This is a genomic window from Candidatus Nitrospira nitrosa (assembly GCF_001458735.1).
GTDB lineage: Bacteria > Nitrospirota > Nitrospiria > Nitrospirales > Nitrospiraceae > Nitrospira_D > Nitrospira_D nitrosa.
In genome coordinates this window covers 925,653-945,006 of the sequence record NZ_CZQA01000001.1, presented here as the reverse complement: position 1 = coordinate 945,006, position 19,354 = coordinate 925,653, and the positions used below count along the sequence as shown (strand labels likewise).

Sequence of the window (19,354 nt, the reverse complement as noted above, 5' to 3'; positions counted from 1 at the left end):
GCCTATCGAGGGGGCTACCAATCTAGAATGATTCGGCCTCTCGGAACCGTCCAGAAGGCTCATGCCCGAGTCCGCCGCACCGCGCGTAACAGGGCTTCAAAGAGCCGACGATGCACCAGATGCCGGTCGAAGAGAAACTCAGGATGCCATTGAATCGCAAGAAGAAATCGATGGGTCGGGGACTCAATGGCCTCAACAATGCCATCGGGAGCCACTGCACTGGCTATGAGTGATGGAGCGACGGCTTTCACGGATTGATGATGGGAACTGTTCACCATCAACTTTTCTTTCCCGACAATTTTCCTCAACAGGCTGTTCGGGACCACGGTCACTGTATGGGAGACAGAGACCGCCTTCGTTTTCTGGCGATGGTCCATCGCGTGTGGGACCTGGGCAGGGATATCCTGAAAGAGACTGCCTCCACAGGCCACATTCACTGCCTGCATCCCTCCACAAATCCCCAAGAGCGGAATGTCCCGTCGTCGGGCCTGATGCACCATCTCCAGCTCGAAGTCCGCACGCCGCTGACTGACCAGTGGAAATTGGTAGCGCTGCTTCTCTCCGTACAGGCGAGGCGGAAGATCAGGGCCGCTCCCTGTGAGGAGCAACCCATCCACGCAGTCGAGAAGTCGCCGTCGATCGGCGGATGCGACCACTAAGGGTAGGATTAGGGGAACACCGCCGAGCTCTTCAATGGCTCGAATGTATCGGGCCCTCAGGAAGTAGGTAGGCTCGGCCCCACCCATATCCTTCCTGTCACCAGCATTAAAATCAGGAGTCACGCCGATGACAGGTTTCATCATTACTGCGCAGGTTCAGGTGTCGGAGTAGGGGCAGGAACGAGTCCCTCGTTTTCTGCTGCCACGCCTAGGAACCGAACCGGGCGATCGCCGCTGAGGTGCTCTGGAGTAATGACATAGGTTCCGTACACGCTGGGAACCCAAATATTCTTCGCCGTTGACTCACTGAATCCTGAGAAGACATAGGCTAAACCACCGACAACTCCTCCACCGAGGGCAAACGCAGCTTTGAACGGGAAGTACAAGATCGTGGCAGCGGCTGAAGCAGCGCCCATGCCGGCGCCAGAGGCCGTTCCTTGTAGTGAATCAGTCGATGTGGACTGGCTCCAAGCCGGCGCCACAAGCACCGAACCGTATGCAATGACAACCAACACTATCACCATCGGAAGTCTCACGTGTGGCTCCTCCTTCCTCATCAACAGCACAAACGGACAAACCCATCAACCCTAATCATACACGGATACGCACATGCGTTATAACAAATTCGATGCTGAATGCAACCCCCTTTGTCGGCCCACATTGAAATACAACACGAAGAGGTACGAATGATCAGGGCACGAGGCCCAGTTCATCCAAGATGCACGAGATAAGATGCTCAGGGTGCTTACTGACCACTTGATCCAATTCGACTATCAATTCCTCAGCGGGAATCCTCTGATTGTTCTGGACCAGTCCCAGCAACAGCTGGAGATCCAATTTCTGCCGACACACGGCTTGAACGAAGACATCACCGCTGCGTTCTTGATAGTCGGCCTGTTCTTGGGGCTCCACAACCACCAGGCACTTCGCAAGTCGATCGGTCAACTGAGTCGTTCGCTCGATGGCCGAGAGCTGACCACGGCTGACCTCCACGGCAACCTGAATACCGGCCTTCCAACTCCGTTTCTTCACATTAAACACACAGGCCAGCACTTCCGCTTTTCCTTCAACCGGTTCCGGCCCAAAGAAGAAGCTCACTCGGTAGGAGGCGATATCATGCGTGGATGCGGTGATCATCGATCCTATTGTAACATGAAGCATGGGCGAACCTACCGTCTGATTGACGCCCTTTCACCCTAAAGCTATCATGCAACTCTCATGAGCCAGACTGCCCATCATACGAGGATCCATGCGATTCAAAATGCGATTCGGGATCAAGAGACGGTCGATGGGTGGCTATTCTATGATTTTCGAGGTTCAGACCCCTTGGCCTATCGTGTGTTGCTCCTCGATTCCTCTCAACATGTGACTCGCCGGTGGTACTACTGGATCCCCAAGACCGGAGAACCGGTGAAGCTTCTTCATCGGATTGAACCGCATGTACTGGATGAGCTGCCAGGCTCCTCCAACCTCTATGTGTCGTGGGAACAGCAACGGACGGCATTGGACAGCCTCTTACGAGGTCAACGGCGCATCGCCATGCAGTATTCGCCTCTTAACGCTGTCCCCTATCTCTCCAGAGTGGATGCCGGCACAATCGACCTTGTTCGAAGTTTTGGAGTTGAGGTTGTAACATCCGCCGATCTTGTCCAACGATTTGAGGCCGTCTGGACGGAGGAACAACTGGAATCGCATCGGTATGCCGTTACAACTCTCAGACGCATCGTCGATGAGGCTTTCACCCATGTCGCCTCGTGTCTCATACGCCAGCGGCCCTTAACCGAATATGGTCTGCAACAATTCGTTCTCTCTCGTATTCACGAGATGGGAATGACAACCTCCAGTGCACCAATCGCGGCCGTCGATGCCCATAGTGCCGATCCTCACTACTCGCCAGGTGAATCCAATTCATCCCCGATTACACGTGACAGTCTCATTTTGATTGATCTTTGGGCAAAGCAAACAGCACCTGGCTCCGTCTACGGCGACATCACCTGGACCGGTTATACAGGACAACTGGTGCCACCAAAGCATCGTTTGATTTTTCAGCATGTCCAACAAGGGCGCGATGCAGCCGTATCGTTTGTCCAGGCACAGTTGGTGGCAGGACGATTTCCCTTCGGGTGGGAAATCGATGATGTCTGCCGGCACAAGATCCGGGAGGCAGGATATGGAGACTTTTTCATTCATCGTACCGGCCATTCAATCGGCGAGGAGGTGCATGGCAACGGAGCCAACATTGATAACCTCGAAACGCATGATGGGCGTCAGATCCTCCCGAACACCTGCTTTTCAATAGAGCCGGGCATCTATCTCCCTGGCGAGTTCGGCATTCGGAGTGAGCTCGATGTGTATGTCACGGATCAAGAAGCCATTGTGCATGGCTTGCCGCTTCAAACCGAGATTGTCCCCCTTCTCTAATATAACGCGACAAGTTCGTGGCTTGGCGCTTTCTTGACAGTCCATCAAAGAGGCAGCTACAGTCCTTCGGTAACGCTTCTTCCTACGCTCAATGCGAGGTCATCCTTGTTTGGTACGATGGGGTTTTCCGAGCTCATCATCATCCTTGTGATCGTGTTCATCATATTTGGAGCCGGTCGCTTACCCCAAATCGGCGAAGGGGTGGGCAAAGCGTTAAGAGGGTTTAAAAAGGAAGTGAACGATGTGCCCCAACCCACATCGGATCAACCTCTCCAGGAAACACCCCCTCAACAGCCAGCTCAGATTTCCTCCGATGCCACCACGACTCGAAGCCCGATACCCACAGCAGCCAAAACGAATACCCCCTATATGCCAGGCCCTGAGTTGACTCCTGGGACCACAGCCTCGTTTCTTTACACTGCAAGTACTCAAACGGCTCCCGCGTCGATCGCTACTTCGCTGCCAACCGCCTCGTCACAGCCCAGTCAGGTAGTGTCGATGGAAGAGCGGGCCGCGAATCCAGGTCCAATGTCCCGCGCGTCATATCCACCTCTGCCTACCGGAGCTCAAACAAGACCCGCAACGAAACGTCCTTCCGCTATCGTCAATCAAGAGGCGGTAGCCCGCGTACAGGCACAACAAGCCGCTCTCAAGGCAAAGGCTTCTTCACCTACCATAGTCGGCGGAGTATCGCCTGATGATCTACAGAATCTGGGTGAGGGCTTAGGAGAGGTTGTACGAACATTTCGGCAAGCCGTGACGGACATCCGAAGCAATGTCGACCCCCAGATGCACACGATCCAGGCTGAGGTCGACGCCGCCCAAAAGGAAATTCAGCAATCCATCGAAGCAGCTAAAGAGCTGCCGTCGGTTCAAGACGAATCCCCGAAATCCAGCTGAATCTTATCATTCCTGTTCTGGCTCAGAAAAACGGACACTAGAATTGTCCAATCCATGGGGAGCCAACGGCTTCTCAATTTCGTGTCTTGAATCTGGAAAACCTGGGAGGGAAGATAGGTGCCGGGGAAAGGTAGTTGAGACCTCAGCAGTCAGGCATATCCCGTCGAGCAATTTCAGGATTGGGCCCGACTTCGATTCAACGCTTCGACAAGACTAACGAGATCCTCCTGTATCTTCTCATCTAAATCCATGAACTGAATGCCCATGCCGGGAAAGAGGAGGTATCGTTCCGGCTTGTGTCGAGCCCAGGCAACCTTCGCCTTGGCTTTCACTTTTTCCGTGGGACGATCTGGGAGTGCAAACTCAACCGTTAGTTCGGTACCAGGACTTAGTGGGGCACCGCTCTCAATAAAGAGCCCTCCTCCACCGATGCCTCCCGTCAGGCTATCGAATTGCTTTCCCTCTGGAGTGGTATAGCGGACCTTCAAGGCGAGAGGGGCTCGCGGTTGTGCCCGACAATGAGCGAACCGAGCATCTTCGGTAGTCGCCAGTACTCGTTCGATGAGTGAACCCCACGATACATTTCCAAGCAACTGACCTGACGTGTCATGGACGTGAATTGTTTCTTGCTGAGCGTCGATGATCAACGACTTACCACGATGACCTGTAGTGAAAACGATAGGAAGCTTCATATAGAGACGATGTTGTCCTGATGGCTCAATTAGGACCGGGACTTAGGCTGCTTGGCTCGTCACTTGGATTGTTTTCACAACTTCATGAATTCGATCGCGTACCCCCTCATCTACCTCTGTAAATCGCACTCCCATTCCTGGACTGAAGGTATACTGATCCGCTTTTGGGCATACCCAAGCGACAGTCCCCTTGGCCGGGAGCCATTGGTCTGGCTTCTGAGGAAGCGAAAACTCCATTGCCAATTTGGTTCCGACAGGGAGAGGACTGTGGCTCTCAATAAATAGCCCTCCTCCTCCAATGCCACCGGCACGGCTCTCAAATTGCTGCCCTTCTGGCGTGTTGTAACGTACTCGAAATGTGAGGGAAATTCTTGGCTCTACCCGAACTTCCTTCTGAACCGGAGGCCTGCGATAGGCAAGAACTTGATCGATCACAACATCCCAGGACAAACTCCCAATGACATCGCCATTTCCGCCCAGTAGAGTCACCATTTCCCGTTCCACATCAACCTGGAGTACTTTGCCCTTGTGGCGAAGGCTTGTCAGTACGGAATACTTCACACGTTCTCCCTTCACTGGGTCACACGTGTCAAGTATAGCGCGGGGTTTCTACTTGTCGAGGTAAGGAGAGTAGTGCCGGACAAGGATCAGGATGGCATGAGCTCGCCGGAAAAGACTTTGAATACCCTCAGTTTGCGATCAGTCTCTTCCGGCAACATAAATTATTTATTTATCAAATACTTACGCAGTCTTTGCGTCTTGTTCCTGTTCAAAGATACGCATCGGTGGGTTCTTACCCACAATGGCATCTTCAGTAATGACCACTTCCATGATGTCTTTCTGCGAGGGGGCATCATACATGACGTCTAACATCACCTCTTCCAGAATGGCCCGGAGTCCTCGAGCCCCAGTCTTTTGCAAATAGGCTTTCCGTGCGGCGGCACCCAACGCCCCTTCCGTGAATCGAAGTTTGACCTTCTCAAACGACAACAACTTCTCATATTGCTTTGTGAGGGCATTGCGAGGTTCAGTCAGGATACGAATGAGGGCTCGCTCATCCAACTCTTCTAATGTAGCTACGACGGGCAACCGTCCAACAAATTCTGGGATCAGACCGTACTTCAAGAAATCCTCAGGTTGGACTTTGGCCAGCAGATCACCTAACCGCACATCACACTTTCCACGGATTTCAGCGCCGAAACCCATTGACTTTCGATTCAGTCGCTGTTCAATGATTTGCTCCAAGCCCACAAATGCTCCACCGCAGATGAATAGGATATTACTCGTATTCACCTGAATAAATTCCTGATGCGGATGCTTTCTCCCTCCTTGGGGAGGAACATTCGCAACCGTCCCCTCGATCAGTTTCAGCAATGCCTGCTGAACCCCTTCGCCTGATACATCCCGCGTGATCGACGGACTGTCGCTTTTCCGACTGATTTTGTCGATTTCATCAATGTACACAATCCCACGTTCAGCCCGTTCCACATCGTAGTCGGCCGCCTGCAAGAGTTTCAGGATAATGTTCTCGACATCTTCGCCGACATACCCGGCTTCAGTTAGTGTTGTGGCATCTGCAAGCGTAAAGGGGACATCCAGATATTTGGCCAAAGTCTGGGCCAACAGGGTTTTCCCCGTTCCAGTAGGGCCCACCATGAGAATGTTGCCCTTCTGAAGCTCGATATCATCCACCCCTTTTTCTTTCGAAGAAATACGCTTGTAGTGGTTGTGCACCGCCACAGACAAAATGCGTTTGGCACGTTCCTGCCCGATGACATACTGATCCAGGTGATGTTTGATTTCAGCAGGCTTTTTGAGCTTCGAGGAAATTTCTTCTTTGGCTTCTTCCCAATCCTCAGCGATGATGTCATTGCAGAGGTTGACACATTCATCACAGATATAGACCGTCGGCCCGGCGATCAGCTTCCGGACCTCATCACGGCTCTTGCCACAAAAAGAACACCGCAAGTGTCGGTCCATCTTTTCCTGCTTAGCCATGTGCCCTCCTGTGTTACTTACCCTTTGCCCCGTCTCCAGACTCACTCACCTTCATAAACTTGGATGGCCTTGTAATGACCTCATCAATGAGACCATATCGTTTTGCCTCTTCACCTGACATGAAATAATCTCGCTCAGTGTCATGAGCAATCTTTTCGATCGGTTGTCCGGTGTGCTTGGCCATAATCTCGTTGAGACGTTCACGAATTTTTAGAATTTCCCTGGCATGAATGTCGATTTCCGTCGCCTGTCCTTGAAATCCACCCAGGGGTTGATGAATCATCACACGGGCATTAGGTAGGGCAAACCGTTTTCCCTTCGTTCCAGCGGTTAGCAACAACGCTCCCATACTCGCCGCCTGACCAAGGCAAATCGTGTTGATCGGTGGCTTCACATATTGCATAGTGTCATAGATGCCCAATCCGGCTGTCACACTGCCCCCTGGGGAATTCACATAGAGATTGATGTCCTTTTCAGGATCTTCCGCCTCAAGGAAGAGCAACTGCGCGATTACCAGATTGGCAAAAACATCATCAATAGGGGCCCCAAGGAAAATGATGCGATCCTTGAGGAGCCGAGAGTAGATGTCATAGGCGCGTTCGCCTCGATTCGTTTGCTCGACTACGATCGGAACCAACATGTCGTTCGTTTCCTTTCCTCAAGGAGTGTCGGCGCGAAACCCACCCGGATGATCGAGTGCCAACCTATCCCTGAATGACTGCCTGACGATAGACAAGATCCAGCGCTTTGTCGACCAAGATCCGCGCACGCAATTCCTCAATGGAATCTTGACCGCCCGCCTGAATCATTTTGACAAGATCGGCCATTGGCACACGAAGTTCCTTGGCTAATCGAGTGACTTCGTGGTTCAGATCATCCTGACTTACTGACAAGCTTTCTTTCTCAGCAATGGCTTCGAGGATCAGTCCCGCTTTAACGCGACGATTCGCTTCTTCACGGTGCTCCTCACGGATTGTCTTCACCTCCTCCGCATCCGGTTCGGGAAGGGAGTCGGTGGCTTTGCCACGTTGTCGTGCTTGCAGTTGCTGTCGTACGATCGTATTGAGCTCTCGCTCAACAAGTGTGTCGGGAAGATCAAATTGATGAGTCTCAACGAGGCGTTTGAGAAGGGTGTCCTTATAGGATTCTTCGATATCTTTCTTGAGCGCCTTTTCCATTTCACCGCGTAATTTTTCTCGCAAGTCCTGGAGTGAGGCGTATGGGCCACAGTCTTTCGCGAACTCATCATCGAGGGCTGGAAGAGTCTTGCGCTTGGCCCCCTTGATGTCGAGGCGGAATTGAACCACCTTTCCCGCGACTCGGTGATCCGGGTGGCTGACGGGATAGGTCTGCGGAATATCCACTACCTCACCTTCATGCCTTCCCTGCAAATGAGCGTCTATTTCAATCCCCAGCAAGGAGGCCTTCGAACCCACGCGATGCAGTTGGCCTTCTTTTTTTGTCCCCTCGAGAGCCACGCCGTCCAAAAACCCTTCCAGATCGACAATGGCATAATCTCCATCAGCTAACGCTGTACCAGTTGGAGCTGCATCCAATCTGGCCTGTTGTTCTCGGAATACCTCGAGGGCACGGTCCACTTGGTCTTCGGCAACGGTGCGCTTGTCGGCTTGCAGGGACATAGGACTAGGAGACTTATAGTCACGAAGTTCGATGGTCGGCTTGATTTCGACCGTCGCCGTAAACGTAAAAGGGGAATCTTTTTTGATCTTGACGCGATCCAGGGGGGGTATATCCACCACAACCGGATGGATCCCCGCTTCTTTGATCGCTCGATCATAAAAGTCCGGAACCAGTTTTCGAATGACATCTTCTTCAACAGTCTTGGCATACCGCTTTTCCAAGATCGCCAATGGGGCTTTCCCCGGCCGAAAACCAGGGACGTGAACCTGCCGATTCAGTTCCACATACGCCCGCGAAAACTGTTGGGTGACCTCGGCGGCTGGCACCTCGATCTTCAAGGCGCGTTTCATTGGTCCTAACTCAGTAACTTCCATCTTCATCGTCAAAATCTGTCTCCCATCCAGCTCTTAAGAGGATTCGGAATGATGGTGGTGCGAGAGGGGGGACTTGAACCCCCACGGTTACCCACGAGATCCTAAGTCTCGCGCGTCTGCCAGTTCCGCCACTCTCGCACAGTGGAGGATGCCGAGGAGCTGTTTCTATCTAGTATTCAAGACAGCCTAAACACGCGATGTTGTATAGCGTTGTACCGTCGGACCCATACAAGTGTCAACCCATACGACCGAGGGTATTCCATACCTAGTATGAATGGCCCGATCCGGTAATAAGGATGCTCTATCCATTGCCTTTGTTGCCCACCCTCAAGAGCGCACTTAATTGTTCACCACTGCCGCACCCACCAAACGGCATTCACCCAAAAAAGGACTTGCTCAATGGCACCGTTGGTCGCCTTGCTGCTGCTGGACACGCATGTTAAGATGCCCACCTTTGCACTTCTCGATGCGGAGAGGTGCGAGAGTGGACGAATCGACATGCTTGGAAAGCATGCGTCTCGGCAACGGGACCGTGGGTTCGAATCCCACCCTCTCCGCCATACCGCACCTCGTGTGTACCGGCCGCTCCTTACCACGTAGGGTCATTCGTGAGGGCGAACAGGCACACCTTGAGCGCGGGCTGTTTTAGTGGATTCAGATTCGAGAACAGGGGCTGGGCCCTGTGCAATAGAACCCTGTGAACCCCGCTAGATCCGGAAGGAAGCAACGGTAAGCAGCCAGTTCTGTGTGCCGCAGGATCACCTGGCCCCACTTTTCCGTTATGTGCAGCACGTATCCTATACGGTTTCAGCGGGAGTCGTCGTTCTGACAGTTGAGCCTGAGCACTTGCAGTTAGGAGCATAGGTATCAGGTGGACTACCAAGTCTCCGCGCGAAAATATAGACCCGGCACCTTCGACGATGTGATCGGGCAGTCTCACGTGGTTCAGACGCTCATGAACGCGGTCTCCACCAAACGGGTGGCGCATGCGTACCTGTTTTCCGGTACACGAGGCGTTGGAAAAACGACCGTTGCTCGAATCTTTGCCAAAGCCCTCAATTGTGCACAAGGACCCACGAGTCACCCCTGTGACACCTGCGAGAATTGCCGTGAAATCGCGCTAGGGAGTTCGGTGGATGTCATCGAGATCGACGGCGCGTCCAACACCAGCGTGGATGATGTACGAGAGATCCGCGAGAACGTGAAGTTCGCGCCGTTTCATGGTCAATTTCGGGTCTATATTATCGATGAAGTCCATATGCTCTCCAATTCCGCCTTCAATGCCTTATTGAAGACGCTTGAGGAACCACCGGCTCACGCCGTGTTCATTTTTGCGACAACAGAAATCCACAAAATTCCCGTGACGATCCTCTCGCGTTGCCAACATTACAACTTCCGCCGGATTGCCAGATCCGAAATCATCCAACGACTTCAACACGTGGCAGCCCAAGATCAATTGACACTGGAGGAACGAAGCTTCCTGGCCCTGGCTCGTGCCAGTGAAGGCAGTATGCGCGATGCCTTGAGCTTGCTGGATCAAGCGATTGCCTACAGCGGCAAGGCCATCAGCCATGCGGACCTCGAACTGCTGTTGGGAGCCGTCCCTCAAGAACTGGTACAGGAACTCATTCGAGCCATTTTGACCCAAAACAGCCCTGCAGCTCTCAGCAGCTTGGCCAGCCTGCTCGATAGGGGACATGACTTGCGGGCGTTCTGCGCGGACGTTGTGGAACATATCCGTAATCTGCTCGTGGCAGCAGTTGTTCCCAGCGCGACTGAGCTCAGGAGTTTGATTGAGACCTCGGAAGAAGATCTCAATCAGCTTTCGTCGGATGCCAGGGCAGTGACGCCAGAACAACTCCAGGAACTACTGGCTATCTTCATTCAAGCAGAAGATTCATTACGATTCAGCACCCACCCCCGTTTTGTCATGGAGACCGCGGCAGTGCGGGCGACCAGGTTGTTGCGCCCACGCCCGAGTGACTCTCTCTCTCCCCAACAAACATCCCCATCCTCAAGCCACAAACCGTTGGGCGACTCAGAAGGACACAAAACCACGCCAGCCCCTTCACCGATCCGGAAGCCAGCCAACCAACCTCCTCCACCTTCCAAAGCCAGCAAGGTTGAGCGACCGATACCTTCGCCTGATCCTTCCCCGAAACCTATCGTTGATCGGTCAGCTGTCTCCTCAGCCACCGAGCCCGCTCCACTTTCTCCTCAACCGTCAACATTGCGATGGGAATTGGTCCAAGAAGAGATTGCTGCGTCGTTTCCAAATATCGCCCCGTTCCTCGAGGCCGGTCGTTTCGTTGGATTAGAAGCTGGCGTTGTCACGATCGGATTTGCCAAGCAGGCCACGGTGGCCAGAGCTCGACTCGAGAAGGAAGAGAATACCAAGGTGATCGCACAGTTATGTGAGCGGCAGATGGGACCGCCCATTCGTGTCCGCATTATCGAGTTGACGGAGACGCATCCTCAAGGCCCGACAATGGCCCAAGCGCGGGCAGCCAAGGAACAAGAGCATCGGACGGCATTGTTTGAACAGGCAAAGACGAATCCAACCGTGAAGCAGGCGCTTGAGATATTCGGTGTGGAGTTAGCAGATGTCCGCACCATCGCCCAACAGGAGGCAAGCGAATGAAGAATCCTTTCGGCAATATGAATAACATTCTCAAACAAGCTCAGGCCATGCAAGAACAGATGGCTAAAATCCAAGAGCAAGCAGCGTCTAAAACCGCCAGTGGAACAGCAGGCGGCGGGATTGTCACCGTCACAGCGAATGGGGCCATGCAGGTGGTCAGCGTGACAATCGACCCGGAGGTCGTCAAGGGCGGTGATGTTGACATGCTCCAGGATTTGGTCGTGGCCGCCACGAACGAGGCGCTCCGTAAAGCCAAAGAATTGATGGAAGGCGAGATGAAAACGCTGACGGGCGGGATGAAGATCCCGGGTCTGTTCTAGCGATGGCGGTCGATCAGCAGGGTCTGCTCGCGCGACTCATCAAAGAACTGGTCCGGCTCCCTGGAATCGGGCACAAGAGCGCGCAACGGTTGGCCTTTCATCTCATGAAGATGGAGCGGGAGGACGCCCTACGGCTCGCCGATGCCATACGAGCGGTCAAGGAGGGGTTGGCGTTTTGTAGCCAATGCCGAAATATCGCGGAAGGGGAGTTGTGCGAGTTTTGTCGTGACCCAAAACGCGATCGCAGCAAGATTTTCGTGGTTGAAGAACCCAGTACCCTCTATGCCGTTGAACGAGCCGGGGCCTATCGTGGGCTCTATCATGTCTTATTAGGAGCCCTCTCTCCGTTGGATGGTGTAGGCCCAGGAGACATCCGAGCCGAGGAACTCATTGAGCGGGTCAAGCTTGGCGGGGTCGAAGAAGTCATCCTGGCCACGAATCCCACCATCGAAGGAGAGGCTACAGCCATCTATCTCACCCGCATGCTCAAGCCGTTCGGCGTCCGTGTGTCTCGTATCGCCTATGGCATTCCGGTCGGTATGGATATCGAGTATGCCGACGAAGTGACCCTACTGAAATCGATCGAGGGACGCCGAGATCTATAGCCCTTGGATACCTAACCAACCCGCGTTGACCCCCTCTCATCAAGGTTGATATAGTTTCCGTATACATCAATATATTCGATTGTCCCATTGCGAGCCCTAGTCATGAAAACACCTCCCGCTAAGAAACAGACGGTTTCGACCACAAATCCAGAAACCAGTTCCGCAATCACGAAGTATCCCGACATCCGTCAGGACCTTGAGCGCCAACGAGCGGCACTCCTCAGTGAGGCGGGCGAGGTGCTGACACACCGTGAAAACCCCGAAGCCCTTCCCGATGTCAGTGATCAAGCTTCTGCCGAGGTCGATCAAGGTTTCTCCATGCGCATTCGCGACCGGGAACGGAAGTTGTTGAAGAAAATTGACGAGGCACTCGAGCGGATGAACACCGAGACTTATGGGATTTGCGAAGGGTGCGGTGAGGAGATTCCGTACAAGCGGCTCAAAGCGCGCCCAGTCACCACATTTTGCATCGAGTGCAAAACCGCTCAGGAAGAAAAAGAGCAGGCCCGCAGTTAGCTCGTTTCTCATTCCTCAACAACGCCGGGCGATCCCACCAACCAAGAGGAATTCTTGTGTGAGGAAAAAGAAACTACTGCTTCAAGACCTTGATACGTTCTTTGGCATGAATGATCCGGTCCGCTTCCTCTGGAATACCTTCGACGATCGCGACATAGGTTTCGTATTCGGAGAGCGCACGTTTGGGATTCGTTGCCTCAGACGCCTCGGCCAGGTTGTAGCGGGCCAGCGCATAGTTGGGGCGCAGGACGATCGCGCGCTCAAACGAATTCAATCCGGCGGCCTTGTCGCCTAGTTTGACATGGACCGTGCCCAGGTTATTCAACACTTCCGGGACATTTGGCCTGAGCGTGAGTGACTGGAGCAACTCGGCTTTCGCCTGTTCCACCTGCCCCTTGATGAGCAAAGCCACTCCGAGTTTATGGCGGGCTTCGGCCAGCCAGACCTTGTTTGTGAACCCACTCCGAATGGCTCGCTGATAGGCATCCGCGGCAATGTCATAGTTCTTCTCACCGCAATAGGCGAGCTGCGCCGTTTGCCCCCGTGCGAATTGTTGCAATGAGGGGAAGGGTTCCTTATCCTCCGTCCCCTGACTCTCCATAATTTGGCCTCCGGTACCCCCAACCGGTTGACGAAGTCGGTCAAGAAATTCTCGCCGGTAGGGGGAAAACAGTCGCACATAGGGGTCGATTGTAAAAGAAGCCTGGAGCAGGATCGGATGGTCCCGCAATCCGGTCACAAGATATTGCGTGGTGCTTTTTTCATCACCGGTCTCCAGAAGCGAGCTGCTCTCCATGTTCGTTCTTGTTTCCAATTGGGCCACGTTCAGATAGAACTCAAGCGCGGGTTTGAGCCGGAAGAGCGTATCACGCAGCACCGAGTAGGGGGCCAAGTCGAGGCCTCGAGGAAACGTAAAGAGCGCCCCCACCAACACACCGTCTTCATCGAAAAAATAGGATTCGTCTCCGTGCGAGGCACTACGCTCTCCGGCAATGGTGAGTTCCTGACCGCTTCCCCAGTCTCTTGAGAGCTGCGCTGCGGAGGGATGTTTGAGCAAGAAGTCCGCCTTGCGCTCACAGAGGGCTGTCGAGGCCAAGAGCACAAGGTCGCTCTTGGAGGGAGGCAGCGGAGGCCGCACAGGTGCATCTGATCCCGCGCATCCCAAAGTGAGCCCCATTGGCACGAGCAGGCCGGTCAAGAGCCAGTATCGGATTGACCTCAGGAAGGGACGACGCATCGGGGAAAACAATAGCACGATTGGAACTGATTCGAGCAAAGCAGAGACAAAAAAGCCCGCTCTTCATACGAAGAGCGGGCTTCATCCTTATACGATCAGATACCCCGACCTACTGGCGCTGGGCGTCCAACATACTATCTTCAGCCGTATACCCATGGAGGTAGGGAGAGCTGCCACCGATCGTATACATCGGGCGATTGATTGCATAATCAAAGGCGTGGCCGATCGGATGCGCAATGAAACCCAACCACCGAAGCGGATGGTCATTGACGGCTGATCCCGCAGCCGGAGTGGAATAGACCAAGGCGGTGCTATCCAGGATATTATAAATACTCGTCGGGGGAGTGTATTCACGTCCATTCGCCCCGGCACTCTGTTGGTGTGTCGTGCTGCAACCGGTTGCCATCAACAGCAGGGTTAGGACTCCGATACCTGTCACAGTTCCTCTCATAGCATAACCTCGCTTGTTTCGACGCCTCGTACTGGAATCTCGAACCAGACACCACACAAAAGACAACCTGAAGTCTAGCCGACAACCCGGTTTCTGTCCAGGAATCGAGGGGTTTGGCAAGCAGCAGCCTAGAACGGTGCTGCCACGGTCGAAAGAGAGCTCTGGACGGAAAGGAGGAAGGAGATGGTGGGCGATACAGGTATCGAACCTGTGGCCTCTTCCGTGTGAAGGAAGCGCTCTACCACTGAGCTAATCGCCCAAACCCGAGAAGGGGTCAGAAACGAGGGTAAACATTAGCACTGCGCCTTGTGAGCAGTCAACGCAGGGGTGGATTACTCTCAACACGTGCCATTCGACAAGCGTGGAAGCTTATCGAGGTACAGGGCGACCTTCAGCAACATCTCATGTCGCGAATATACCGCTTAGGGCAGCATCGGGGGTATATCTCCACCCCCACAACCTCATGAAGCCAGCAGGAACTTTGCAAAATCGGTAACTCAATCTGTTCGGGGCAAGCTCTTCGACAGACCATCATCGGAACCCAACTATATCTTGTCCAAATCCATTTGCATGAGTCTTATCGGACCACACAAACAGATTGCGAAGACACCTCACGAACTCACCAGCCCTTTTCCTTGACAGAGCAAAAAATCGATTCGTACAATGCGCCTTCATTCTCCAACTATTGGATGTTCCGAGCACATGCGTGACGACATTGTTATCGTAGGCGGGGGTCTAGCTGGGTCGGAAGCGGCCTGGCAAGCGGCGACTCGTGGCGCCAAGGTCACACTCTACGAAATGCGCCCGAAAGAGATGACGAAGGCGCACAAAACTGGTGGGCTAGCCGAACTCGTCTGCTCGAATTCACTCGGCTCTCTCGATCCCCTCAATGCCCCCGGCATTCTGAAGGAAGAGATGCGGCGGCTGAATTCGCTGATCATCGCCTCCGCTGAGCAAGCTCGTGTACCGGCTGGATCAGCACTGGCCGTTGATCGTGATGTATTCTCGCAGCACATTACACGCGCACTGGAGGGTCATCCGAACATCAGAATTCTCCACGAAGAAATCAGTGAGATCCCGACGGATTGCCTCTGCATCATTGCGACTGGCCCCCTCACATCGGATAAGCTCTCTCAAGCGATCCGTGGTGCGACGAAATCACAGCACCTGTATTTCTTCGACGCGATCTCGCCGATCGTCGACGCCGACTCGATCAACATGGAGATCGTCTTTCGCGCCTCACGTTATGACAAAGGCGGAGATGATTATTTGAATTGCCCCATGACGGCAGACCAGTACAATGCCTTTTACGACGCCATGATGGCGGCAGAGAAGGTGCAGCCGAAGGAATTCGAGAAGACACCCTATTTTGAAGCCTGTGTACCGATTGAAGTGCTGGCCGAGCGCGGACGCCAGACGATGCAGTTCGGTCCGATGAAACCGGTGGGACTCAAAGATCCACGGACTGGCGTGGAACCAGCGGCAGTGGTGCAATTGCGGACAGAAAATATTCATCGTACCTGTTACAACTTGGTGGGATTTCAAACCAAACTCACGTACCCGGAACAGAAGCGCGTCTTTCGCATGATCCCTGGCCTCGAACAAGCCGAATTCCTCCGCTATGGCAGTCTGCATCGCAATACCTTTATCAATTCGCCCCAACTGCTGCTCAATACCCTACAATTCAAAGCGCGCGCTTCCCTCTTCTTTGCAGGGCAACTCGTCGGCGTGGAAGGCTATACAGAGTCGGCGGCCATGGGTGGTCTCGCCGGGATCAACGCCGCGCGGGCCCTCGCTGGACATCCGATGATCTCGCCTCCTGCCACGACGGCACATGGATGTCTCGTTTCTCACGTCGCCTCATCGGACCCTCGTCACTTCCAACCGATGAACACCAATTTCGGCCTGTTCCCCCCCTTGGCGAACTCTCCAAGGGACAAGGAGAAGAAGCGCCGTGCACTGAGTCAGCGAGCCCTTGAGGATTTTGACGCATGGAAGACGCAATCAAGGCTTTCGTAATGTACCTCCAGGTCGAACAGAATGCGTCCCCTGAGACGATCCGCAACTATCGCTCCGACCTTCAACAGTTCACCGGATTCCTCAGACGAACGAAGAAGGACACTTCGCCAATTCGCGTCGAGACGATTTCCACCGACGACATTCGTGCCCATCTCCACTCGTTAGACCGCCGAGGTGAGAAAGCGGCATCCCTCGCGAGAAAGTTGGCAAGCCTGCGCAGTTTCTTTCGCTTCCTCCTCCGTGAAGAGCTCGTGAAAACCAATCCGACCGAAACGCTGAGAAGCCCGAGACTGCCCAAACGCCTCCCGCGCGTGCTGACCAAGGATGATGCGGCATCCCTCATGACGTTTCCCACTGGACCCTCGCCCCTCTCCCTCCGTGACCGCGCTCTACTGGAATCGATGTATTCGACCGGCGCGCGCGTCAGCGAAGTGGTCGGGATCAATCTCAATGATCTCGACGAAGCAGACGGCATCGTGAGTTTAAAAGGGAAAGGTAGGAAGGAACGGCTGGTCCCAATAGGGGATGTCGCTCTGCAGGCCATCCGCGAGTATCGTATGTCCTTGAAGCCGACTCCTCGCAATCGTCATCCGTCGTCTCCGATGTTTCTGAATCATCGTGGTGGGCGGCTGACCACCAGAAGTGTCGCCAAGATGGTCGCCCTGTACTCCAGCCGCCTCGTGGGTGGAGGAGTCAGTCCCCACACCCTCCGGCATTCCTACGCGACCCATCTCCTCGATGAAGGAGCTGATCTCCGATCAATCCAGGAACTGCTCGGCCATGCATCACTAAGCACCACACAAAAGTATACACATGTGGCGATGGACCAACTGCTCGCGGTCTACGACCGGGCCCATCCTCGCGCACAGGCGACTCGCCCCCCACATGGAAAGGATCACAAGTCATCATGAAAATCCGGTCGACGACCGTTCTCTGTGTCCGTCGCAACGGACGAGTTGCCATGGGCTGTGACGGCCAAGTCACCGTCGGCACCACGGTCATGAAACATAACGCCAAAAAGATTCGGCGCTTGCATCACGATCAGGTTCTGGCGGGGTTTGCGGGAGCCACGGCGGACGCGTTCACACTCTTTGAAAAATTCGAGAGCAAATTGGAGGAATATCGCGGAAATCTCACAAGGGCCGCGGTTGAGCTGGCAAAAGATTGGCGGACGGATCGCGTGCTTCGCCGTCTGGAAGCCCTCCTGGCCGTGGCCGGGCGTGAGCAGTCGTTCATCATTACCGGGACCGGCGACGTCGTCGAGCCGGAAGACGGCATTCTGGCAATCGGCTCGGGTGGTCCCTATGCGTTGGCAGCGGCCAGAGGATTGCTCCGCCATTCACAGCTAGAAGCCCCGGTGATCGTCACCGAAGCCATGACCATCGCAGGTTCTATTGACATCTACACCAACCAACAGATTCTTGTTGAAGAACTTCAAGGATAATCCACAATGATGAAGCCGCTCACGACGGAGCCAGTCGCATTGAATCTCAATAGTCTCACTCCCCGTCAGATCGTCGAAGAACTGAACCGGTATGTCATCGGACAAAAGGATGCGAAGCGCATGGTGGCTATCGCCCTTCGCAACCGTTGGAGACGTCAGCAACTATCGCCCGACCTTCGCGATGAGGTCATGCCGAAGAACATCATCATGATCGGGCCGACGGGGGTGGGCAAAACGGAAATTGCCCGACGGCTGGCCAAGCTGGCTGAGGCTCCGTTCATCAAGGTTGAAGCCTCGAAGTTCACCGAAGTGGGGTATGTGGGGCGCGATGTGGAATCGATTATTCGTGACCTCACCGAGCTGGCCATCAATATGGTCAAGACCCAACGCCTGGCGTTCGTGCAACACAAAGCCGAACAGCAAGCTGAGGAGCGCTTGCTCGATCTCCTCTTGCCTCCGCCCCCGCCTCGGCCAGGATTCGTGGACAGCACGACGGAGACAGCCACCCAAGCCCCTCCTGACTCCAACGAAGCGACCCGATCGAAGCTCCGTCTCCAACTACGAGAAGGCAAGATGGATGAACGAACCGTTGAAATGGAAGTCAAAGAGCGGGGAGTTCCGGTCGGCGTCATCTCCAATGTAGGTGGGTTGGATGACCTCGAGAACAATCTTCGTGACATGCTGGGTGGCATGTTCCAGGGCAAAAAGAAAAAGCGGCTCATGAAAGTGCCCGAAGCGCTGAAACACCTGACACAAGAGGAAGCCCAGAAATTGATTGATATGGACGACACCACGCGTGAAGCGATCAATAAGGTGGAACAAACGGGAATCGTCTTTCTCGACGAGATCGACAAAATCGCCGGGTGCGAGCGCTCCAGTGGACCTGATGTGTCCAGGGAAGGCGTCCAACGAGACTTGCTTCCAATCGTAGAAGGCTGCACCGTCAACACGAAACATGGCCCGGTCGTGACCGATCACATCCTCTTTATCGCCGCCGGAGCCTTCCATGTCGCGAAGCCGTCCGATCTCATTCCAGAACTCCAAGGGCGTTTCCCGATTCGTGTGGAACTCAGCCCCCTCTCGAAAGAGGACTTCGTCCGCATTCTCACGGAACCACAGGGGGCATTGGTCCGCCAATATCAGGCCTTACTGGCTACAGAAGGACTGGCGATCGAATTCGCTAAGGACGGCTTGGAGGAAATCGCGGAGATCGCAGTCCAAGTGAATGAACGGACCGAGAACATCGGGGCCCGTCGCCTCTTCACCATCATGGAACGGTTGTTGGAAGAAATTTCTTTCGAGGGACCAGGCTGGCCTGACAAGCGCATCAACATCACCGCCGCCTATGTCCGGGATCGATTGAAGGACATCGTCAAAGACCAGGATTTGAGCCGGTATATTCTATAAGTCTGCGGACCAATCGTCGGGAGTGGCGC

At 54.2% G+C, this 19,354-nt stretch carries 20 protein-coding genes, 3 tRNA genes and 1 other RNA gene; 12 read left to right on the top strand and 12 right to left on the bottom strand.

Features of this window, described 5'->3' with window-relative positions; all coding sequences use genetic code 11:
• Nucleotides 1-59 precede the first annotated feature (59 nt).
• From COMA1_RS04530 to COMA1_RS04520, 3 genes are all read right to left on the bottom strand, one after another.
• Nucleotides 60-803 (bottom strand): gamma-glutamyl-gamma-aminobutyrate hydrolase family protein, encoded by a 744-nt coding sequence (locus tag COMA1_RS04530; RefSeq protein ID WP_245630845.1) that lies wholly within the window; start codon nucleotides 801-803, stop codon nucleotides 60-62.
• Nucleotides 803-1,195 (bottom strand): hypothetical protein, encoded by a 393-nt coding sequence (locus COMA1_RS04525; RefSeq protein ID WP_141654217.1) that lies wholly within the window; start codon nucleotides 1,193-1,195, stop codon nucleotides 803-805. The genes COMA1_RS04530 and COMA1_RS04525 overlap by 1 nt, the downstream gene beginning before the upstream one ends.
• Before the next feature lie 154 nt (nucleotides 1,196-1,349).
• Complete coding sequence (locus COMA1_RS04520) at nucleotides 1,350-1,796, bottom strand: hypothetical protein (protein ID WP_090744367.1); 447 nt, start codon at nucleotides 1,794-1,796, stop codon at nucleotides 1,350-1,352.
• An 81-nt stretch (nucleotides 1,797-1,877) separates the two neighbouring features.
• Here COMA1_RS04520 and COMA1_RS04515 point away from each other — a divergent pair, with 81 nt between their 5' ends.
• Both COMA1_RS04515 and tatA read left to right on the top strand, forming a co-directional pair.
• The gene (locus COMA1_RS04515) at nucleotides 1,878-3,080 is read left to right on the top strand and encodes a M24 family metallopeptidase (RefSeq protein WP_090744364.1); all 1,203 of its coding nucleotides are present in this window, start codon (nucleotides 1,878-1,880) and stop codon (nucleotides 3,078-3,080) included.
• Between the two features lie 105 nt (nucleotides 3,081-3,185).
• Nucleotides 3,186-3,980 (top strand): twin-arginine translocase TatA/TatE family subunit, encoded by a 795-nt coding sequence (tatA, locus tag COMA1_RS21770; RefSeq protein ID WP_176697852.1) that lies wholly within the window; start codon nucleotides 3,186-3,188, stop codon nucleotides 3,978-3,980.
• Nucleotides 3,981-4,153: 173 nt separating this feature from the next.
• Here the strand turns inward: tatA and COMA1_RS04505 are convergent, their stop codons facing one another.
• The 6 genes from COMA1_RS04505 to COMA1_RS04480 all read right to left on the bottom strand — a co-directional run bounded on the left by COMA1_RS04505 (nucleotide 4,154) and on the right by COMA1_RS04480 (nucleotide 8,823).
• The gene (locus COMA1_RS04505) at nucleotides 4,154-4,672 is read right to left on the bottom strand and encodes a PilZ domain-containing protein (RefSeq protein WP_090744361.1); all 519 of its coding nucleotides are present in this window, start codon (nucleotides 4,670-4,672) and stop codon (nucleotides 4,154-4,156) included.
• Nucleotides 4,673-4,714: 42 nt separating this feature from the next.
• Nucleotides 4,715-5,233 carry a TIGR02266 family protein gene (locus tag COMA1_RS04500; RefSeq protein ID WP_090744358.1) on the bottom strand — a complete coding sequence of 173 codons (519 nt, stop codon included), beginning with the start codon at nucleotides 5,231-5,233 and terminating at the stop codon, nucleotides 4,715-4,717.
• A 180-nt stretch (nucleotides 5,234-5,413) separates the two neighbouring features.
• The gene (gene clpX / locus COMA1_RS04495) at nucleotides 5,414-6,670 is read right to left on the bottom strand and encodes an ATP-dependent Clp protease ATP-binding subunit ClpX (RefSeq protein ID WP_090744355.1); all 1,257 of its coding nucleotides are present in this window, start codon (nucleotides 6,668-6,670) and stop codon (nucleotides 5,414-5,416) included.
• Nucleotides 6,671-6,683: 13 nt separating this feature from the next.
• Nucleotides 6,684-7,310 carry an ATP-dependent Clp endopeptidase proteolytic subunit ClpP gene (gene clpP, locus COMA1_RS04490; RefSeq protein WP_090744351.1) on the bottom strand — a complete coding sequence of 209 codons (627 nt, stop codon included), beginning with the start codon at nucleotides 7,308-7,310 and terminating at the stop codon, nucleotides 6,684-6,686.
• A gap of 64 nt (nucleotides 7,311-7,374) precedes the next feature.
• Complete coding sequence (tig, locus tag COMA1_RS04485; RefSeq protein WP_090744350.1) at nucleotides 7,375-8,691, bottom strand: trigger factor; 1,317 nt, start codon at nucleotides 8,689-8,691, stop codon at nucleotides 7,375-7,377.
• 49 nt (nucleotides 8,692-8,740) lie between these two features.
• Nucleotides 8,741-8,823 (bottom strand) — tRNA-Leu (locus COMA1_RS04480).
• Between the two features lie 332 nt (nucleotides 8,824-9,155).
• Here COMA1_RS04480 and COMA1_RS04475 point away from each other — a divergent pair.
• The 6 genes from COMA1_RS04475 (at nucleotide 9,156) to dksA (ending at nucleotide 12,767) form a co-directional block, all read left to right on the top strand.
• Nucleotides 9,156-9,245: transfer RNA gene (locus tag COMA1_RS04475), tRNA-Ser, on the top strand.
• Between the two features lie 111 nt (nucleotides 9,246-9,356).
• An RNA gene (gene ffs, locus COMA1_RS04470) (signal recognition particle sRNA small type) lies at nucleotides 9,357-9,456 on the top strand.
• A 100-nt stretch (nucleotides 9,457-9,556) separates the two neighbouring features.
• A complete protein-coding gene (dnaX, locus tag COMA1_RS04465; protein ID WP_090744346.1) occupies nucleotides 9,557-11,326 on the top strand; it encodes a DNA polymerase III subunit gamma/tau in 1,770 nt (589 codons plus the stop codon).
• Nucleotides 11,323-11,646 carry a YbaB/EbfC family nucleoid-associated protein gene (locus COMA1_RS04460; RefSeq protein ID WP_090744343.1) on the top strand — a complete coding sequence of 108 codons (324 nt, stop codon included), beginning with the start codon at nucleotides 11,323-11,325 and terminating at the stop codon, nucleotides 11,644-11,646. Before dnaX ends, COMA1_RS04460 begins: the two co-directional genes overlap by 4 nt.
• A gap of 2 nt (nucleotides 11,647-11,648) precedes the next feature.
• Nucleotides 11,649-12,251, top strand: a complete 603-nt coding sequence (gene recR / locus COMA1_RS04455; RefSeq protein WP_090744340.1) for a recombination mediator RecR — start codon at nucleotides 11,649-11,651, stop codon at nucleotides 12,249-12,251.
• A 102-nt stretch (nucleotides 12,252-12,353) separates the two neighbouring features.
• The gene (dksA, locus tag COMA1_RS04450) at nucleotides 12,354-12,767 is read left to right on the top strand and encodes an RNA polymerase-binding protein DksA (protein ID WP_090744337.1); all 414 of its coding nucleotides are present in this window, start codon (nucleotides 12,354-12,356) and stop codon (nucleotides 12,765-12,767) included.
• Between the two features lie 73 nt (nucleotides 12,768-12,840).
• Here the strand turns inward: dksA and COMA1_RS04445 are convergent, their stop codons facing one another.
• From COMA1_RS04445 to COMA1_RS04435, 3 genes are all read right to left on the bottom strand, one after another.
• Complete coding sequence (locus COMA1_RS04445; RefSeq protein WP_176697851.1) at nucleotides 12,841-13,905, bottom strand: tetratricopeptide repeat protein; 1,065 nt, start codon at nucleotides 13,903-13,905, stop codon at nucleotides 12,841-12,843.
• 208 nt (nucleotides 13,906-14,113) lie between these two features.
• On the bottom strand, nucleotides 14,114-14,455 hold the full coding sequence (locus COMA1_RS04440) for a hypothetical protein (RefSeq protein WP_090744331.1): 342 nt from the start codon (nucleotides 14,453-14,455) through the stop codon (nucleotides 14,114-14,116).
• 184 nt (nucleotides 14,456-14,639) lie between these two features.
• Nucleotides 14,640-14,714 (bottom strand) — tRNA-Val (locus COMA1_RS04435).
• A gap of 443 nt (nucleotides 14,715-15,157) precedes the next feature.
• On the opposite strand from COMA1_RS04435, the gene trmFO reads away from it, so the two are divergent.
• Genes trmFO through hslU form a run of 4 tightly spaced genes read left to right on the top strand, consistent with a single transcriptional unit; the run spans nucleotide 15,158 to nucleotide 19,325 of the window.
• A complete protein-coding gene (gene trmFO, locus COMA1_RS04430) occupies nucleotides 15,158-16,474 on the top strand; it encodes a methylenetetrahydrofolate--tRNA-(uracil(54)-C(5))-methyltransferase (FADH(2)-oxidizing) TrmFO (protein ID WP_090744328.1) in 1,317 nt (438 codons plus the stop codon).
• Nucleotides 16,447-17,385 carry a tyrosine recombinase XerC gene (locus COMA1_RS04425; protein WP_090744324.1) on the top strand — a complete coding sequence of 313 codons (939 nt, stop codon included), beginning with the start codon at nucleotides 16,447-16,449 and terminating at the stop codon, nucleotides 17,383-17,385. Before trmFO ends, COMA1_RS04425 begins: the two co-directional genes overlap by 28 nt.
• Nucleotides 17,382-17,918, top strand: a complete 537-nt coding sequence (gene hslV / locus COMA1_RS04420) for an ATP-dependent protease subunit HslV (protein ID WP_176697850.1) — start codon at nucleotides 17,382-17,384, stop codon at nucleotides 17,916-17,918. Before COMA1_RS04425 ends, hslV begins: the two co-directional genes overlap by 4 nt.
• A 6-nt stretch (nucleotides 17,919-17,924) precedes the next feature.
• Nucleotides 17,925-19,325, top strand: coding sequence for an ATP-dependent protease ATPase subunit HslU (gene hslU / locus COMA1_RS04415; RefSeq protein WP_245630844.1), 1,401 nt, complete (start codon nucleotides 17,925-17,927; stop codon nucleotides 19,323-19,325).
• Nucleotides 19,326-19,354: the final 29 nt, after the last annotated feature.

What these genes read in the sequence shown, in the direction of transcription:
- recR (WP_090744340.1), top strand. Translation starts at nt 11,649, where the DNA reads ATGGCGGTCGATCAGCAGGGTCTGCTCGCGCGACTCATCAAAGAACTG.
- COMA1_RS04505 (WP_090744361.1), bottom strand. Translation starts at nt 4,672, where the DNA reads ATGAAGCTTCCTATCGTTTTCACTACAGGTCATCGTGGTAAGTCGTTG.
- tig (WP_090744350.1), bottom strand. Translation starts at nt 8,691, where the DNA reads ATGAAGATGGAAGTTACTGAGTTAGGACCAATGAAACGCGCCTTGAAG.
- clpX (WP_090744355.1), bottom strand. Translation starts at nt 6,670, where the DNA reads ATGGCTAAGCAGGAAAAGATGGACCGACACTTGCGGTGTTCTTTTTGT.
- COMA1_RS04520 (WP_090744367.1), bottom strand. Translation starts at nt 1,796, where the DNA reads ATGATCACCGCATCCACGCATGATATCGCCTCCTACCGAGTGAGCTTC.
- clpP (WP_090744351.1), bottom strand. Translation starts at nt 7,310, where the DNA reads ATGTTGGTTCCGATCGTAGTCGAGCAAACGAATCGAGGCGAACGCGCC.
- COMA1_RS04460 (WP_090744343.1), top strand. Translation starts at nt 11,323, where the DNA reads ATGAAGAATCCTTTCGGCAATATGAATAACATTCTCAAACAAGCTCAG.
- COMA1_RS04440 (WP_090744331.1), bottom strand. Translation starts at nt 14,455, where the DNA reads ATGAGAGGAACTGTGACAGGTATCGGAGTCCTAACCCTGCTGTTGATG.
- COMA1_RS04530 (WP_245630845.1), bottom strand. Translation starts at nt 803, where the DNA reads ATGATGAAACCTGTCATCGGCGTGACTCCTGATTTTAATGCTGGTGAC.
- COMA1_RS04515 (WP_090744364.1), top strand. Translation starts at nt 1,878, where the DNA reads ATGAGCCAGACTGCCCATCATACGAGGATCCATGCGATTCAAAATGCG.
- trmFO (WP_090744328.1), top strand. Translation starts at nt 15,158, where the DNA reads ATGCGTGACGACATTGTTATCGTAGGCGGGGGTCTAGCTGGGTCGGAA.
- hslV (WP_176697850.1), top strand. Translation starts at nt 17,382, where the DNA reads ATGAAAATCCGGTCGACGACCGTTCTCTGTGTCCGTCGCAACGGACGA.
- COMA1_RS04425 (WP_090744324.1), top strand. Translation starts at nt 16,447, where the DNA reads ATGGAAGACGCAATCAAGGCTTTCGTAATGTACCTCCAGGTCGAACAG.
- dksA (WP_090744337.1), top strand. Translation starts at nt 12,354, where the DNA reads ATGAAAACACCTCCCGCTAAGAAACAGACGGTTTCGACCACAAATCCA.
- hslU (WP_245630844.1), top strand. Translation starts at nt 17,925, where the DNA reads ATGATGAAGCCGCTCACGACGGAGCCAGTCGCATTGAATCTCAATAGT.